The sequence below is a fragment of the Enterococcus sp. AZ126 genome (genome assembly GCF_051714545.1).
GTDB lineage: Bacteria > Bacillota > Bacilli > Lactobacillales > Enterococcaceae > Enterococcus_L.
Map to the genome: position 1 here is coordinate 2,643,975 of NZ_JBIOSB010000001.1, position 14,933 is coordinate 2,658,907.

Annotated in this window: 15 protein-coding genes; 14 read left to right on the top strand and 1 reads right to left on the bottom strand. The window is 33.7% G+C overall.

Features of this window, described 5'->3' with window-relative positions; all coding sequences use genetic code 11:
- The 14 genes from IGI43_RS12480 to IGI43_RS12545 all read left to right on the top strand — a co-directional run bounded on the left by IGI43_RS12480 (nucleotide 1) and on the right by IGI43_RS12545 (nucleotide 13,880).
- On the top strand, nucleotides 1-2,184 hold the full coding sequence (locus tag IGI43_RS12480; RefSeq protein WP_438758112.1) for an alpha-galactosidase: 2,184 nt from the start codon (nucleotides 1-3) through the stop codon (nucleotides 2,182-2,184).
- 763 nt (nucleotides 2,185-2,947) lie between these two features.
- Nucleotides 2,948-3,838, top strand: coding sequence for a helix-turn-helix domain-containing protein (locus tag IGI43_RS12485; protein ID WP_438758113.1), 891 nt, complete (start codon nucleotides 2,948-2,950; stop codon nucleotides 3,836-3,838).
- Between the two features lie 477 nt (nucleotides 3,839-4,315).
- Entirely contained in the window at nucleotides 4,316-4,822 is a 507-nt protein-coding gene (locus IGI43_RS12490) for a hypothetical protein (RefSeq protein ID WP_438758114.1), read from the top strand.
- 2 nt (nucleotides 4,823-4,824) lie between these two features.
- A complete protein-coding gene (locus IGI43_RS12495; protein ID WP_438758115.1) occupies nucleotides 4,825-5,016 on the top strand; it encodes a hypothetical protein in 192 nt (63 codons plus the stop codon).
- A 253-nt stretch (nucleotides 5,017-5,269) separates the two neighbouring features.
- Nucleotides 5,270-5,782 (top strand): hypothetical protein, encoded by a 513-nt coding sequence (locus tag IGI43_RS12500; protein ID WP_438758116.1) that lies wholly within the window; start codon nucleotides 5,270-5,272, stop codon nucleotides 5,780-5,782.
- 1 nt (nucleotide 5,783) lies between these two features.
- Nucleotides 5,784-7,160, top strand: coding sequence for a triacylglycerol lipase (locus tag IGI43_RS12505; RefSeq protein ID WP_438758118.1), 1,377 nt, complete (start codon nucleotides 5,784-5,786; stop codon nucleotides 7,158-7,160).
- A gap of 19 nt (nucleotides 7,161-7,179) precedes the next feature.
- On the top strand, nucleotides 7,180-7,491 hold the full coding sequence (locus IGI43_RS12510; RefSeq protein ID WP_438758119.1) for a hypothetical protein: 312 nt from the start codon (nucleotides 7,180-7,182) through the stop codon (nucleotides 7,489-7,491).
- Between the two features lie 15 nt (nucleotides 7,492-7,506).
- Entirely contained in the window at nucleotides 7,507-7,770 is a 264-nt protein-coding gene (locus IGI43_RS12515) for a hypothetical protein (protein WP_069655026.1), read from the top strand.
- Nucleotides 7,771-8,018: 248 nt separating this feature from the next.
- Entirely contained in the window at nucleotides 8,019-8,450 is a 432-nt protein-coding gene (locus IGI43_RS12520) for a DUF1310 family protein (RefSeq protein ID WP_438758120.1), read from the top strand.
- 11 nt (nucleotides 8,451-8,461) lie between these two features.
- Nucleotides 8,462-9,748 (top strand): hypothetical protein, encoded by a 1,287-nt coding sequence (locus tag IGI43_RS12525; RefSeq protein ID WP_438758121.1) that lies wholly within the window; start codon nucleotides 8,462-8,464, stop codon nucleotides 9,746-9,748.
- Nucleotides 9,749-9,758: 10 nt separating this feature from the next.
- Entirely contained in the window at nucleotides 9,759-10,082 is a 324-nt protein-coding gene (locus IGI43_RS12530) for a hypothetical protein (protein ID WP_438758122.1), read from the top strand.
- 4 nt (nucleotides 10,083-10,086) lie between these two features.
- Complete coding sequence (locus tag IGI43_RS12535; RefSeq protein WP_438758123.1) at nucleotides 10,087-10,365, top strand: hypothetical protein; 279 nt, start codon at nucleotides 10,087-10,089, stop codon at nucleotides 10,363-10,365.
- Between the two features lie 716 nt (nucleotides 10,366-11,081).
- On the top strand, nucleotides 11,082-12,536 hold the full coding sequence (locus tag IGI43_RS12540; RefSeq protein WP_438758124.1) for a glycoside hydrolase family 1 protein: 1,455 nt from the start codon (nucleotides 11,082-11,084) through the stop codon (nucleotides 12,534-12,536).
- Nucleotides 12,537-13,880 (top strand): PTS sugar transporter subunit IIC, encoded by a 1,344-nt coding sequence (locus IGI43_RS12545; RefSeq protein WP_438758125.1) that lies wholly within the window; start codon nucleotides 12,537-12,539, stop codon nucleotides 13,878-13,880.
- A 51-nt stretch (nucleotides 13,881-13,931) separates the two neighbouring features.
- Here IGI43_RS12545 and IGI43_RS12550 read toward each other — a convergent pair whose 3' ends face one another.
- Nucleotides 13,932-14,675: a MurR/RpiR family transcriptional regulator gene (locus IGI43_RS12550; protein WP_438758126.1), complete on the bottom strand. Its 744-nt coding sequence runs from the start codon at nucleotides 14,673-14,675 to the stop codon at nucleotides 13,932-13,934.
- Between the last annotated feature and the right edge of the window lie 258 nt (nucleotides 14,676-14,933).

Below are 14,933 nucleotides of genomic sequence, written 5' to 3' on the forward strand. Positions count from 1 at the left end.
ATGCAGGAATTCATTCGCTTCAACTCAGAAAATAATATGTTTACTTTATCGAATAACCATATTACTTATATTATGGAAATTGTTGAACACTCATACTTAGTTCATCGTTATTGGGGTAAAAAATTAGCAGGCTATCATTTTAGCAATCGACCACTTTTGAATAAAAGAACTTTTGCAGCGACACCTAACAATGAGAAGACTGAAATATCTCCGGAATTTCTACCATTCGAGTTACCTTTTTCTCACCAAGGAGACTACAGAAGTTCTGCTATACAGATACAGCAAGAAAATGCCGATGAGATTACTAGATTTTGCTACAAGAGCTATGAAATCCAAAATGGGGCAATTGAATTAACAGATTTACCTCATGCTAGAAACACTGAGGAACAAGCCCAAACCCTGATTATTTATTTATATGATCAGATTGCTGAAATCGAGCTGGCTTTGTATTATACAATTTTTGAAGATTCACCTGTGATCGTCCGTTCATCCAGAGTAAAAAATGTTGGCACTCAGTCTCTAAAAGTAACTAAATTATTGAGCGCTTCAATTGATACTAGATATGATCAACAGCTTGCTACGACTTTCTACGGTACTCATCAGAAAGAATTTCAGTTGAATCGTAGCAAGATTCAACATGGCTTATTTAAAATTGGAAGTTCCAGAGGGGCGAGTGGCCCACAATATCCGCCGTTTATTGCTTTATCAAAAGATGCAAACGAATTTCAAGGGGAAGTCCATGCAATCACATTGATTTATAGTGGTAATCACGAAATTGCTTTAGAAAGAGACCAATACAATCATTTGCGAATACAAATTGGTTTAAATAGTGAGACTTTTTCATGGAGATTAGAGGCTGGAGAAACTTTCTATAGCCCTCAAGCACTTCTATCATACAGCGATCAAGGATTTAACGGCAGTTCTCAAAGTTTCCATCAATTCTTCACTAATCATTTAATTCATCCTGCTTGGAAAAGTAAAGATCGCCCTATTCTTATTAATAGTTGGGAAATGACTTATTATGATGTGAATGACAAATTAATAAGAAAATTGATTGATGCTGCTAGTGATTTAGGTTTTGAAACGGTAGTATTAGACGACGGTTGGTATGGACAGAGAAATAGCAGTAAAACATCTTTAGGTGATTGGAATGTAGACACAGAAAAATTTCCCGAGGGGATCAAACCATTGGTTGATTACGCAAAACAAAAGAATGTTGGATTTGGCATTTGGTTTGAACCTGAAATGATTTCTCCAAATACGGAATTAATTCAAAAACATCCCGACTGGGTCATGAGAAGTAAAAACTACGAGCCATTGCTTGGTAGAAGTCAGTATGTATTGGATCTTACAAACGTTGACGTCCAAGAATTTATTATCATAACATTATCAAAGGCAATCGCTGAATGGGGTGTAAATTATATTAAATGGGATATGAATAGGCATATGACGGACCCTTTTTCACAGAGCCAAACTTTTGAATCTTCCGAATACAGTCATCGTTACATGATAGGTTTTTACCGCATTGTCAACGAGCTAACGAATGCTTACCCTGAGGTTCTTTTTGAGAATTGTTCTAGTGGTGGAGGTAGGTTAGATCCAGGAATGCTCTTTTATTTTCCACAAACATGGATCAGTGATAATACCGACGGTTTAGATAGGCAGCAAATTCAATATGGTGCTAGTTACTTATTTCCGATTTCATCTATAACAGGTCATGTTTCTGATGTACCTAATCATCAAACAAATCGTGTCGTCTCCTTTAAAACCAGAGCAGCTCTGGCTTCTTCCACAAATATGGGCTATGAAATGGATATTATTCAGATGTCAAACGAGGAAAAAAAATCCATTCGTAAACATTTGAAAGACTACAAACAGGAAAGAGCGCTTATTATGAAAGGAACTTTTTATAGGGTGCACTCTCCTTTTGAGAGCAATACTTGTGTTTGGATGTTCGCGAATAAAAAACAAGCCATTATTTATGTATTCCGCAATGTGTATCAAGTATATGATTTGAGTTTATTAATCAAAATCCCTGCTCTTGATAGTCAAAGTCTTTACCAAGAGCAAAGGACCAAGCAAGTGTACTCAGGTTCAGAGTTAGCAAACTGCGGTCTAGCTTTGGAAAATACCAAAGGTGATATTATTGTTCAGAAGATAAATTTGAAAAAATTAGAAGAGTAACGTTTTAGGATCTGGAATCAAAGTTAAGCTGATATATAAGATAAAAAAGTATTTTTATTTATGTTTTGAAATAAATACGTAATTGTAGCCACTAAAAAATACTATATAGTTTTGGTGGCTTTTTTACTTCTGCAAGTAAAGGTACTCAAAGATGTTCAAAGTATCTGTCTTATGTTATTAAAAATAACTATACATTATACCTGTGAAGAACAATCATCGCTACTCGGAGATTGATCTATTTTTGTGCATCAAGGGGGAATTAGAATAATTGATAATAGGGGAGGGCTCTGTATCATGAAGGAAGTGAATGAGTAAATTATAAGGAGAAGATGGTAGGTTATCAATAAAAAAGTAAGTTGGCAGAAATGAAACTGAGCTACTTACAAATCAATGGATTTAATCAAGGAAATCAATGCTAAACAATTATGTATAGTCATCAATATGAAAAATCATTTTTATTATTGTGATTGTCCAATCTAAAAGAATAGACTTGGATCTCAAATTAGAATTTAATATTAGACATTACTTAATTAAAATAACCCTTGTATCAAGAAAAGATACAAGAGTCCACTTATGAAATAGCTAAACAGCTATCTCAGATAATTACGGTTTAATCAAATTAAACATTAACCCAAATAAAAACTGAAATAGCAACCGCAGTAGCAACTGTAATCATGGCAATCCCTCCTTTCAATAATAGTATATTTCAAACATTTTATATGTAATAATGTGCTATACTTATACAAAAGGAAGTGAAACTAGAATGAATGTAGAAGAAGCACTTTATTTTTTTAGAAAAAATAAAAATTTAAAGCAAAAAGATATTCTTACCTATACGGATACTTCCGTCTATTCCAAAATCGAGACAGGAAAAAAAGTGTTAAGATTTTCTGAACTAAGAGATATTTTAGAACGCTTCTCTGTTCCACTAGAAGAATTTTCAGAATATTTAGAAGACAGTATGGAACAAAAAAAGTTTCGTAAATTATTTAGACAATGTGCGAATAGTCCAATAGATGAATCAAATAAAAAGAAGTTACTTAACTACTACAATCAATTAACCTTTTCTAAAGAAATGCATCTTAGGGAAATGGCAAATTTTATCGGGATAAAAACATTGTTCTCCAATTTTTGGAAAGAGGTTTCTCCTGTAAGTCAAGAAGAGTTAAATCAAATCTACGAACTTCTAATAGAAAAAGAGTATTTTTTTCAGTATGATTACGCTGTATTATCCAATACAATTTTTCTATTTAACAATAAGCAAATCAAGCGCCTAGCTAAAAAAGCGTTACCTGTTAAAGATATCGAAGTCAGAAATGTGGAGACAACAGAATTTATAAAAAACATGATTAACAATTTAATCACGACTTTACTACGTAAAAAAGAATATGAGGCAAGTCGTTATTATTTAAGATTAGCCGCTACAAAAGAAGGCAATCTTACGTTTGATTATAAGTTAGTCATTCAGTACTTGGATAATTTAACAAGCTATTTAATTACGGGTGACGATTGTTATAAAGAAAATATTTACGACTATATCCACTTATTAACGAAGCTTGGAGAACGGAATTTTGCGAAAAGTATTGAGCGAGAAGTTCACTCGATCCTTTCAGAAAGCAAAGATATTCCGATCTTTATTCAAGCTGATCTGTAACCTATATTCGGATAGAAAAACCATCAACCATTATTAGCATACCACATTATTTATAGTCTTTTCACTCAAATTGTAAATAATGTTAGTTTTATAGTCATACGCTGTTTTATTTCTCATGAGAAATTACTTTTTACCAAATGGTCTGTATTCTTACTCTTTATTCTGTCAAACTATACTTATTGGAAAACAATGATTGAGTAAACTAAACGAAGGAGTTCTTCAGTATCAGAAACAAAAAAACGATTCACAACTTGTCAAGGAACTTTACTGAGTGTCTGACAGACGCTTTTCAGCTAAATTTATCAAGTAAAAACTTGTATTTAATAGGGGCTACAGACGCTGCTGTGGTTAATCGGGATTATGTCTACCTAGATGTTTAATAACATTACTTTTAAATTTTAGATACAGTTATTACATGGTTTTATGAATTAAATGACTATGTTATAGTTAGCTTACTCTTACTTTAAGGAGAAAAAGATGAAAAGAAAAACTCTCATAGCGTTAAGTATAATCATTTTAGTAGTCATTGGAGGAGCATGGTACATGAAAAAAGAAAAAGATTTAGCAGAATTACATGATATTCAAACAGATTTAGCTAATTATTTGTATAACAACTATCGACTTTACACGTTTAACAAAGAAGAATTAGATCAATTAGATAAAGATTATGACAATGGAAAAATGACGTTTCCTGAATATTCTAAACGTGTAGATGATATAGCTAAATACTCGGATATCGAAAAAGTGGAATTTACTAAATTTTCTGTTGGACCAATGAAAGATTTAGTCGTTGATTTTAAAATCAATGATGTGTACTCAGATGATACGTCATTAAGTACCATTTCTGCAGAAACAGGGAAATGGTTGTACAGCTTCAATTCTATGAATAACCGAAATGGGTATGTTTTAGAACGAAAAGAAAAAAGCACTGACAAAAAAATGGCTGAAGAAAACATTATCTACAACAATAAAGGGGTGGAATAACTATGGCTAATATAGGAAAACCACCACAAAAAGAGTTAGACGATTATAACAAATTATCGAAAGAGTCTTATCAAGTGGAAAGTAATAACGTTCAGACTGGTGACCGATTAGTAGAGGATAAGTATTTAGTTTTGGACACCATTAACACAAACAAAGATACCTTAAAAGCAGAATATACCCCAAGAGAAAATTAGTTTGGCGAATCAGATGGGGAGTAAGTTCACCACGCTATCGAAAGAAATTATGGTCAAAATAGGCGAGTTAGGCCAACTAGACCAAGACTTAGAGAAACAACTCGCTTAAATTCAAAGGGAGTGAACCCAACATGAGGAATGAAGCAGAGTACCACCAAACAAGGCGACAACTTGTTAACGGTTATTATTACGTGGTTTTATGAATCTTATCGCTATGTTATGATTATCTTACTTTTACTTTAAGGAGAAACGAATGAAACCAAAAAAAAACATAGTTCTAGCTATAATAATTTTAGTAGTAATTGGAGGAGCATGGTACATGAAAAGAGAAAAAGATTTAGCAAAATTACATGATATTCAAACAGATTTAGCCAATTATTTGTACAACAACTATCGTCTATATACTGTAGATAAAGATAAAGATGACAAATTAAATGCAGAATATAATAAAGGGGAAGGGAATTTAACTACTGAAGAGTTTTTAAAAAAATCAGATGAACTCAAAGAATACTCCGATATACAAAAAATAAAATTTAAAGGATTTTCTGTAGGCCCAATGAACAGTTTAGAGGTGAAGTTAATTATTAACGATGTTTATACTCTTGAAGCATCATCAAATACAATATCGGCAGAATCAGGAAAATATATATTTGATTTCAATACTGGAGAAAGCCAAAACGAGTATTTTTTAGAAGAATCAGAGGAAAGCAGAACAAATAAATTACCTGAACAAAATATTATTTATGATAATAAAGGAGTAAAATAGCATGCCTAAAAAGAAAGAATTAAATGATTTCAATAGCCTATCAAAAGATTCTTATCAGGTAGAATCGGGGAAAATTCAAGTGGGTAGTAAGGTTGGGCAAAAAAAATATTTAGTTTTAGACACTATCGACACAAATAAAGATACCTTAAAAGCAGAACATACCCCAAGAAAAAATAGTATGCAAGCTATGACTGTAGCGGAAATTAAAGATGAGTATAAGCCGTATAGCGATGGCAAATTAAAAGAAGTTAAAGGCTATCCACAATCGATTGTAAAAAAAGACATCACAATCGTCTATGCTGGCACAAGTGGTTTGAAGGATTGGACATCAGATTTCATAGAGATTGGACTAGACGCTAAATATGAGAATGGAGCGTTCTCTTCTGCGATAGATTACGCTAAGGAAATTGAACGGAAGTATCCAAAAGAAAATGGCTTTAACATCGGAACAACAGGTCATTCATTAGGTGGGGCAGAAGCGATTTATGTTGCGGTATTATTAGGCTACAATGCCTTCACTTATGGTGCTGCTGGTTCAGGCTTAACAGCCGAACAGATTAAACAGTACAAAGGAACGATTGTGAATCTGTTCGATACAAGGGATGCCGTGACGAGTGGTGTGTTGACTGGTGGTCGGAAAAAAATACCTTTTTTGAGTATGGGTATCGACAATCCATGGTGGAGAACCGCTGGTCATTCATTAGATCAGTTTCAAGTAGATAAAAAAGGAAACTATATCAACAAATACGGCGATATAGTGGTTTATTCTGACATGAATGGCGGTATTTCGATTGAACAAACTCTTTTAGCGCAAAGTATCGTTGAAAATAAGATGCAAATGCGCAGATTAGAACAATATGGTGTACATAAAAGTAGCAGTAAAAAAGAGTACCAACAATTAAAAAAGGAAAATGAGTGGCTTCAAACCCAAATTGATAGTTTTACCAAATTGAACGTCTTACGTAAAAAATTTACTGCTAGTGGTGGCGGTTTATCTGGAAATGAACAAATCTATTTAGACGATAGTCAGGCGCTAACCATTGTAAATCTTGCGTCTTCAAAATTTGATCTAGCAATGGAGAACGTCGTAAAGCTCTATAAAGATGCGATTAGGGAGTTAGAAGAATTGTGGCAAGAAGGGCTTTCAACGATTCAAGGAAATTGTTCTGAATTGTCGTATGGAGAAGTTCTGGATGCAATGCAAGTAATGGGGTGTACGGAACAAACAATGGTGACGATCCCTTCACAAGAATTTCAAGAAAAACTAAGTTTAGCACATCAAATGAGTAGTAAATTTAGTACCCTAACCAAAGATATTACTGCAAAAATAGGTGAATTAGTTCAACGAGACCAAGAATTAGCGAAACAACTCGCCTAAAAAAGGGAGAGATACGAGTATGGATCAAGAAGAGCAAGCATTAGCGGATTATCAACAAACGAGACGACAACTTGAAGAAGAATCTGACGCATTGACGAGAATTAGGCGACAAGCGGAACAAGCAACGAATGATACCTATTCTGAAATGCAGCGGCAGGTACAACGATTTGGTGAAACAAATGAGCCTATGGAATGGGCAAGACGTGAGCTATCACGTCTTGAAGAAGATTTTTTCTCAGAATTAGACAGAGAGAAACGGACCCTTTCGTTAAAAGAAGACGAAGCGGAACAAGTCTATCGTAAAAAACTTCAAGAACAAACTAAATCGTAAAAGGAGTATGATTACGTGTTAGAAGCAATCGAAAAACTATTAAAAGAATATAAAAAGAATTTACAAAAAATGAGCGCTCAAGCCACTGCAATGGCACTTGTTCAAAAAAAAGATAGTTTTGTGAAAAAAACAAAAAAATCTGGAGAAACGGAATCAGAAAGTGCAAAAAGTTCGATTACTTCTGCAACAAGTGGTCTAGGGGAGACAGTAAAAGGGCAGTTTGGAAAGAAAGTAACACAAGTTTTAGATGAACAAGGAAAAATGCTAGATAAATTTTAATTGAAATAGAAAAAGGTGTGTTTCTAGTGGATGATAAAGAATTAGAACTGCGCAAGGAAGAACAACAAGTCCAGAGAAAATAGGCAGTCATGCTGGAGAAGTGAAGCGGGATTGGTGGAACAACAACAAACAAATTTTAAATAATATTGAGAAAAGTTTTAAGAAGCTTAATACTATATTCGATCCGACAAAAAAAATTACAAGTATATTATAGATTACTTATGAAAAATGATTTTGAGGTGTCTTAGATGAAAAATGATAAAAAAGAGAATGAACGAGCACTATCTGAGGTAAAAAAAATCAAAACAAGGACGTTTTATTCTATTTTAGGAATATTTTTATTGATTGTTATAGGAATCGGAGGAAAAGTGTATATGGATAACAAACGATTCAATGATGAAATGGTGAATGTGGTAAAAAGCGGGCAAACAAAAAGGGAGATAGAAATAGGGTTAAAAAACTTGGATTCAAAAGCTTTAACGCCAGAGGGAATTATCAAATCCTATGAAATAGATTATGAGAGTATAGAACACAATCCTATGGGTGGGATTATGTATGAGGTTGTTGTTAATCAGGATAAGGATTTAACAATAGAATTTGATATAAGTAAAGACTCAGATGGCTTAAAAAATGGTGGTGCAGTAATTTCAGAAAAATTGAGTGATCTTTTGGAAAAATAAGGAGGAATAATATGGCTAATTTTACAGATGAACAAAGAGTAGAAATTGCAAAACAAGAATATAAAGATTTAAAAATTAATAAGAAAGTAACAATAAATAATAATGATACTACAATCGGCTATGTATCAAAAGTAGTAAATGATAAAAAAACTGGAGAACAAGCCTATATTATCACAGATGGCGATCCGAAAGTACAAAAACCGTCTGAAGTGAACAATGTAACGGTGCTGTATCAAGGCTCCACAAGTCCAGAGAAAATAGGCAGTCAAGCTGGAGAAGTGAAGCGGGATTGGTGGAACAACAACAAACAAATCTTAAATAATATCGAGAAAAGTTATAAGAAACCGAATACTATATTTGATCCGACAAAACAAATGAAATCTTCTGCTGAAACGCTGAATAATGCGATGGATAAGTATTCAAATGCTCGTTTTGATGTATATGGTCATTCCCAAGCTTCTTCAAATGCCCAATATGCTTTAGGAGCATTGGATTCAAAAGATAAATTAAACCGAGTGAATGGTGCCTTTCTTTATCAAGGACCGAATGCTTACTGTATGATGACAGAAAAGCAACGAAAGCGAGTGGCTCAGTTAAAAGACCGTATCTTTAATTTCGTAGATGAAAAAGATATTGTGCCTATTGGATATAGACATACAGATTGGAACATTAAATTGTCACATGTAGGAATGCTTATTTTTGTTGATTCAAAGAAAAAAGGAATGATCGACCAACATATGTGGGGCGGGTATCAGTTTAAGAACGGAAACCTACAAGTAACGAAAGAATCGTTAGTACAATTCCAACAAGCAAAACATGCGTATAATATGTTGATTATGCGTGATCAAGTAAAGAACTTGGAACAATTAAAGAAGAAATTCACGGCAAGCGGTGGGGGTCTGTCATCTGGTGAACAAATTTATTTAGATGATAGCCGAGCATTAGCGGTTGTGAACCATGCTTCCTCAGAATTTGAAACAGCGATGTTATCAGTTGTGATGGTGTATCAAACAGGCATACAAAACGCAGAAAAATTATGGATAGAAACATTATCTGATGCCCGATCGATCGGTGTTGATTTATCTGAAGGAGAAATCAAATCTGCCTTAGCAGAAGGTGGTTGTACAGAACGAAGTATTGTGACAGAACCCGTAAATGAATATAAAGAAAAGATAAATAAAGCCAAAAAAATGGCTGAAAAGTTCCAACAATTAGCCCAAGAAATACGAAGTAAAATGAATGAACTTGTTCAAAGAGATAAAGAACTAGCGAAACAATTAAAAGGGCTTGTTTCATAGAGGAGAAAAAATGACTATAGATGCAGAAGAAAAATTATTCCAAGAGTATCAAAAAACTAGAGCCGATTTAGAAGAACAAGAAGATATCGTGAAAGTCTATCTCCGAAATGGAGCGGATTATACGCAAGAACTGTTGTATCAAGTACGGCAAGTAGTAGGAAAAAGAGAGCGTTCTCTGGATTCATTGATGGATATACAACGAGAATTACAACGCAATGAAGCGAATTACTTGGAAGAATTAACCCAAGAACGAAAAATATTGATTCAACAACAAGACGAAACGGAATATGATTATCGAAAAAAACGTCAAGAATTAATCCAACAGGAGGACTAAAGGGATGTCAAAAGAAGCAAAAGAACGGGAACAAAAAGCACGAGAAAAAGCGTTCCGAAAAGAAAGTCAAAAAATAGCGCTGCGTGGACTGGGACAAAGTACAAGTGCCCAAATGAACACGGATAAAGAATCAGTCAAAGTAAAAGGAGAAAAAGGGATGAGTGAAGCGTCTGCGATGATTGGATCAACAGAAAGCTCCTTTCAAGAATCAGTGAAAGGTCAATTTAGTAAAAAGGTAACGCAAGTATTTGAGGAACAAAAACAAACGTTAGATTCTTTTTAATAGGTATTTTCCCGAAATTTCATTCTAGTTCATTTGCCGTGGTCATGGCAATTATATACGTTATTTATGAAAAGTATAACAACTAATGAAAAAAGCTGGCTCTGTTTTGTATCTTGAGTAAACTGATGTATCTAGCTCAAAAATAATTATATAGTATATCTATGAAGATCAATCATCTTAAATAGTGATTGGTCTATTTTTGTGTTTTAAGGAGGGAAATAAAATGTTTAATAACAAAGAGAAACGCTATGTTACGAATGGAGTGAACGAACAAGTATCAAAAAAATCCAATTATATTGCTGGAACTTGATCGACAAAAAGAAGTGAAGCTGAAACCGAATTAGACTACTTACAAATCTTTGAATTCAATCCAGATAATCAACGCCAAGCAATTGAAGTGATTCATCAACAAGAAGAACCATTTTTCACTGATTATCATACCTGCACAATAAATGGAATAATGCCAGATGTCCAAATTGAAAAAATATGGGGGATAGATGATGGTAGTCATCATACCAGAAGACTATTAATTGGCATTTTTCTAAGAACCGACTACAACAATCATAAAGGAGAAAAACATGAAAAAAAATCGACCGAGAACATTTCCCTGTTTCATAATCTTGCAACGCGTTTCACATTTTAAGAAAACGGTTACAAAAAAATATTATTTCAATTATGATCAAGTTGTACAAATATTATTGAAATGAGGAATGTATATGCGTCACATAAAATTAGATCCATTTCCCGTTAATTTTTTATGGGGAAGTGCTTCTGCTGCCTATCAAGTTGAAGGAGCCTACAAAGAAGATGGAAAAGGACTATCTGTTTGGGATACATTTGCTAGAAAACCTGGAACGACATTTAAAGATACAAATGGTGATGTTGCAGTAGATCATTATCATCTATTTAAAGAAGATGTGAAATTAATGGCGGAACAGGGACTAAAAGCTTATCGTTTTTCCATAGCATGGTCTCGTATTTTCCCTAATGGTAAAGGAAAACTTAATCAAGCGAGGCTAGATTTTTACAGTCAATTAATTGATGAATTATTAAAATATAATATAGAGCCGATTGTTACTATTTATCATTGGGATCTTCCTCAAGCACTACAAGATGAGTACAGTGGTTGGGAATCGCGCAACATAATTGAAGACTTTACACATTACGCAAAAGTTTTATTTGATGCTTTCTCAGGTAGAGTGAGATATTGGGTAAGTTTGAATGAACAAAACGTTTTTATCACTCATGGCTATCTACTTGGAACTCATCCACCGGCAGTTCGCGATAGCAAGCGAATGTTTGCTGCCAATCATATAGCCAATCTTGCCAACGCTTCTGTCATTAAAGCTTTCAAAAAAGGTGGTTACTCTGGAAAAATTGGTCCGAGTTTTAATTATGGGCCTGCATATGCTTTCGATAGTAATCCTTTAAATGTTTTGGCTAAAATTGATACAGAAGAACTAATGTCTTATTTTTGGTTAGATGTTTATGCAACTGGAAAATATCCACGAACCGTATTAAAACAATTGGAAAAGTTAGACTTAGCTCCTGCTATTACCGAAGATGATCAGAAATTGTTACTAGAAGGCACGCCCGATTTTATCGGGTTAAATTACTATCAAACGGCCACTGTTGAGAAGAGCACGAACGATTCATTTTCAAAAGAACTAAAGATGAATAACTCTGGGAAGAAAGGAACTAGCAAGGAGCTAGAAATTCCAAGAATTAGTAAATTTGTTAAAAATCCCTATCTTGAGCAAACGAATTGGGACTGGACTATTGACCCGGTTGGCATTCGTATCGCTCTGCGAACAATTGAAAGTCGTTATCAACTACCTGTATTAATTACGGAAAATGGTTTGGGTGAGTATGATAAGCTTGAAAACAAGAAGATTCATGATCCTTATCGTATCGAATATTTAAAAAGGCATTTACAAGAAATTCAAGAAGCAATTTCTGATGGAGTGAACGTTTTAGGCTACTGTACTTGGAGTTATACAGATTTGCTTAGTTGGTTAAACGGTTATCAAAAACGCTATGGTTTTGTTTATGTTGATCGAGATGAAGCCTCAGAAAGGACTTTAAAGCGTTACAAAAAAGATAGTTTTTATTGGTATAAAAAAGTAATCGAAACAAATGGTGGTTTTTTAAACGAACAGGAGGAAAAATAAATGGAAGCTTTAGAAAGATTTTTGAACAAATTTATTGGTCCTATTGCTCAAAAAATGAACAATAGTAAGTTTTTTAGCGCTTTGGCTGAAGCGTTTATGAGAACAACGCCAATTACATTAGGTATTGCCTTATTAATGATCATTGGTAATTTCCCCATTAGTGCATGGATCGATTTTTTAGCAAAAACTGGTATGAATGTTCATTTTAATGCAGCATTAGGGGCAACTATCAACCTACTTTCAGTATATGTTACGTTCAATTTTGCATATATCTATTCTAAAAAAGAAGGACATGATCCATTACCAGCAGGTCTTTTAGCAATAGGCTCGTTTTTCTTATTAATGCCCCAAACCATTCAAACCTATACATTAGAAAAAACAGTAACCGAATTTCCAGCGCAAGTTGTTGTCTCAGCAAGTAATAATGTAGAAGCATTTGCTAGCAATTACACTGGTGGTAGTGGTTTATTTGTTGCAATCATGGTAGGGTATTTTACGGCTATTTTGTATAGTTTTTTTATCAGAAAAAACTTAATAATTAAAATGCCTGATACTGTTCCATCAAACGTTTCAGAATCATTAAGTCCAGCTATTCTATCTGGTATTATATTGGCACTTTTCTTTATTGTAAGAGTTTTATTCTCGTTTACACCATTCGGAAACATATTTGAATTTATCACAACATTGATTCAAACACCATTGCAAGCATTGACTGGTTCGCCCATTGCGATTATCTTAATTTACACTCTAGCAAATACGCTATGGTTTTTTGGTATCCATCCAAATATGGTTTATGGAGTTGTAATGCCTGTAATGACAGCAAATTTATTAGCAAATATGACCGCATATCAGCAACACCGTGAATTGCCCTATCTTACTATGGCAATAGTTGCTTTTGTTTGCGGCAATGCATTTGGTGGTCAAGGAAGTACGTATGGCTTGGTAATATCAATGTTCACTGCAAAATCTGAACGCTATAAACAATTATTTAAGCTAGCAGGTCCTCCCGTTATATTCAATGTCAATGAACCTTTGATTTTTGGAATGCCCTTAATGCTAAATCCATTCTTTTTTATCCCGATGATCGCTTCTCCGCTATTAATGGGTAGTGTTGCCTGGGGACTACTGTCAATATTGGATTTCTCTAAGTATAACCCTTTGATTGCGTTACCTTGGACGACACCAGCACCAATTGTAATGGCACTTAAAGGTGGTTTTAACTATCTGATTATCTTTTTTATCGTATTGTGTATCAACATTTTAATTTGGTATCCTTTCTTCAAAATGGCTGATAGAAAAGAATATGAATTGGAGCAAGAAATAGCTCAAGAACTTACGAAGTAATTGATGAAATGATAGAGATCAATAATTAAAACTAAAATAAGCTGACCGGCATTAAATACGTTCCTGTTTTTTTAGCAAAAAAGCAACTAAATATTCAATTAAGGCAACAGTCGGTAATTGAGATGATAAATCAAAATTGTATGGTAAACGTCGATTTTCTATATAATAAGGAATGTTTAGAGTCGAAAGCTTAGCCAAAGTATTATTATGTGTATTAGTAACACTAATTATTTTTTGATTATTTGATGTTAATAGCTGAACTGTTTTAATTATTTCAGCGGTCTCGCCTGAACTAGAAAAAATGAGGCATATGCTATCATTTTGTCGTTTAGAATCAGAAAAAAAGGGTGCATAAGGTTCATTTGAATGCATGGATTTAAGACCAATAGTATTCAATTTTCGCGCTGCATAACTTGCCATGATTCCAGATGAGCCCATTCCGACACAGTAAATAAAGTTTGCTTGATTTAATAAATTACTTGCTATCTCAATCTGCTCGTCTATGTCATCAGCAAACACTTGATTAACAAAAATTTGTTCAAGTGATATCGTATCTGAGATACCCTTTCCAGCAAGTTGATTTATTTCATTTTTCATATAGTTTTGAAAATCATAATATGAAGAAAACCCACATTTTTTTATAAATCTTGTAATCGTTGAAGGAGAACAAGGAATTTGTAACGCAAGTTTGCGAGCCGAATAAGTAACAATAGTTTCTAAATTTCTAAAAATATAATTTTGAATAATTTCATCAGCATCAGACAGATGTTTGATATCTGATATTTTTTCCAGCATTTTATTTAGCCTACTTACTTTTTAAATTTATATGTAAATTATAGTGGACACGCTTATATAAGTAAAGTAGTGTTTATTGCCATTAGTTACAAATTTTAGGTGGTCTACCCATGAAGAAAATTCTTGTATTGGATATTGGAGGAACATTTATTAAATATGGTCTGATTGCTGACGGGAAATTAGAACTAGTTCATCTGTCATGCGAACTCGATCCGAGCAGATCAAGCAGCTATACCGAATCTTTATTCAAAAGATTAC

What these genes read in the sequence shown, in the direction of transcription:
- IGI43_RS12510 (WP_438758119.1), top strand. Translation starts at nt 7,180, where the DNA reads ATGGATCAAGAAGAGCAAGCATTAGCGGATTATCAACAAACGAGACGA.
- IGI43_RS12500 (WP_438758116.1), top strand. Translation starts at nt 5,270, where the DNA reads ATGAAACCAAAAAAAAACATAGTTCTAGCTATAATAATTTTAGTAGTA.
- IGI43_RS12530 (WP_438758122.1), top strand. Translation starts at nt 9,759, where the DNA reads ATGACTATAGATGCAGAAGAAAAATTATTCCAAGAGTATCAAAAAACT.
- IGI43_RS12485 (WP_438758113.1), top strand. Translation starts at nt 2,948, where the DNA reads ATGAATGTAGAAGAAGCACTTTATTTTTTTAGAAAAAATAAAAATTTA.
- IGI43_RS12550 (WP_438758126.1), bottom strand. Translation starts at nt 14,675, where the DNA reads ATGCTGGAAAAAATATCAGATATCAAACATCTGTCTGATGCTGATGAA.
- IGI43_RS12540 (WP_438758124.1), top strand. Translation starts at nt 11,082, where the DNA reads ATGCGTCACATAAAATTAGATCCATTTCCCGTTAATTTTTTATGGGGA.
- IGI43_RS12490 (WP_438758114.1), top strand. Translation starts at nt 4,316, where the DNA reads ATGAAAAGAAAAACTCTCATAGCGTTAAGTATAATCATTTTAGTAGTC.
- IGI43_RS12535 (WP_438758123.1), top strand. Translation starts at nt 10,087, where the DNA reads ATGTCAAAAGAAGCAAAAGAACGGGAACAAAAAGCACGAGAAAAAGCG.
- IGI43_RS12525 (WP_438758121.1), top strand. Translation starts at nt 8,462, where the DNA reads ATGGCTAATTTTACAGATGAACAAAGAGTAGAAATTGCAAAACAAGAA.
- IGI43_RS12480 (WP_438758112.1), top strand. Translation starts at nt 1, where the DNA reads ATGCAGGAATTCATTCGCTTCAACTCAGAAAATAATATGTTTACTTTA.
- IGI43_RS12495 (WP_438758115.1), top strand. Translation starts at nt 4,825, where the DNA reads ATGGCTAATATAGGAAAACCACCACAAAAAGAGTTAGACGATTATAAC.
- IGI43_RS12505 (WP_438758118.1), top strand. Translation starts at nt 5,784, where the DNA reads ATGCCTAAAAAGAAAGAATTAAATGATTTCAATAGCCTATCAAAAGAT.
- IGI43_RS12545 (WP_438758125.1), top strand. Translation starts at nt 12,537, where the DNA reads ATGGAAGCTTTAGAAAGATTTTTGAACAAATTTATTGGTCCTATTGCT.
- IGI43_RS12520 (WP_438758120.1), top strand. Translation starts at nt 8,019, where the DNA reads ATGAAAAATGATAAAAAAGAGAATGAACGAGCACTATCTGAGGTAAAA.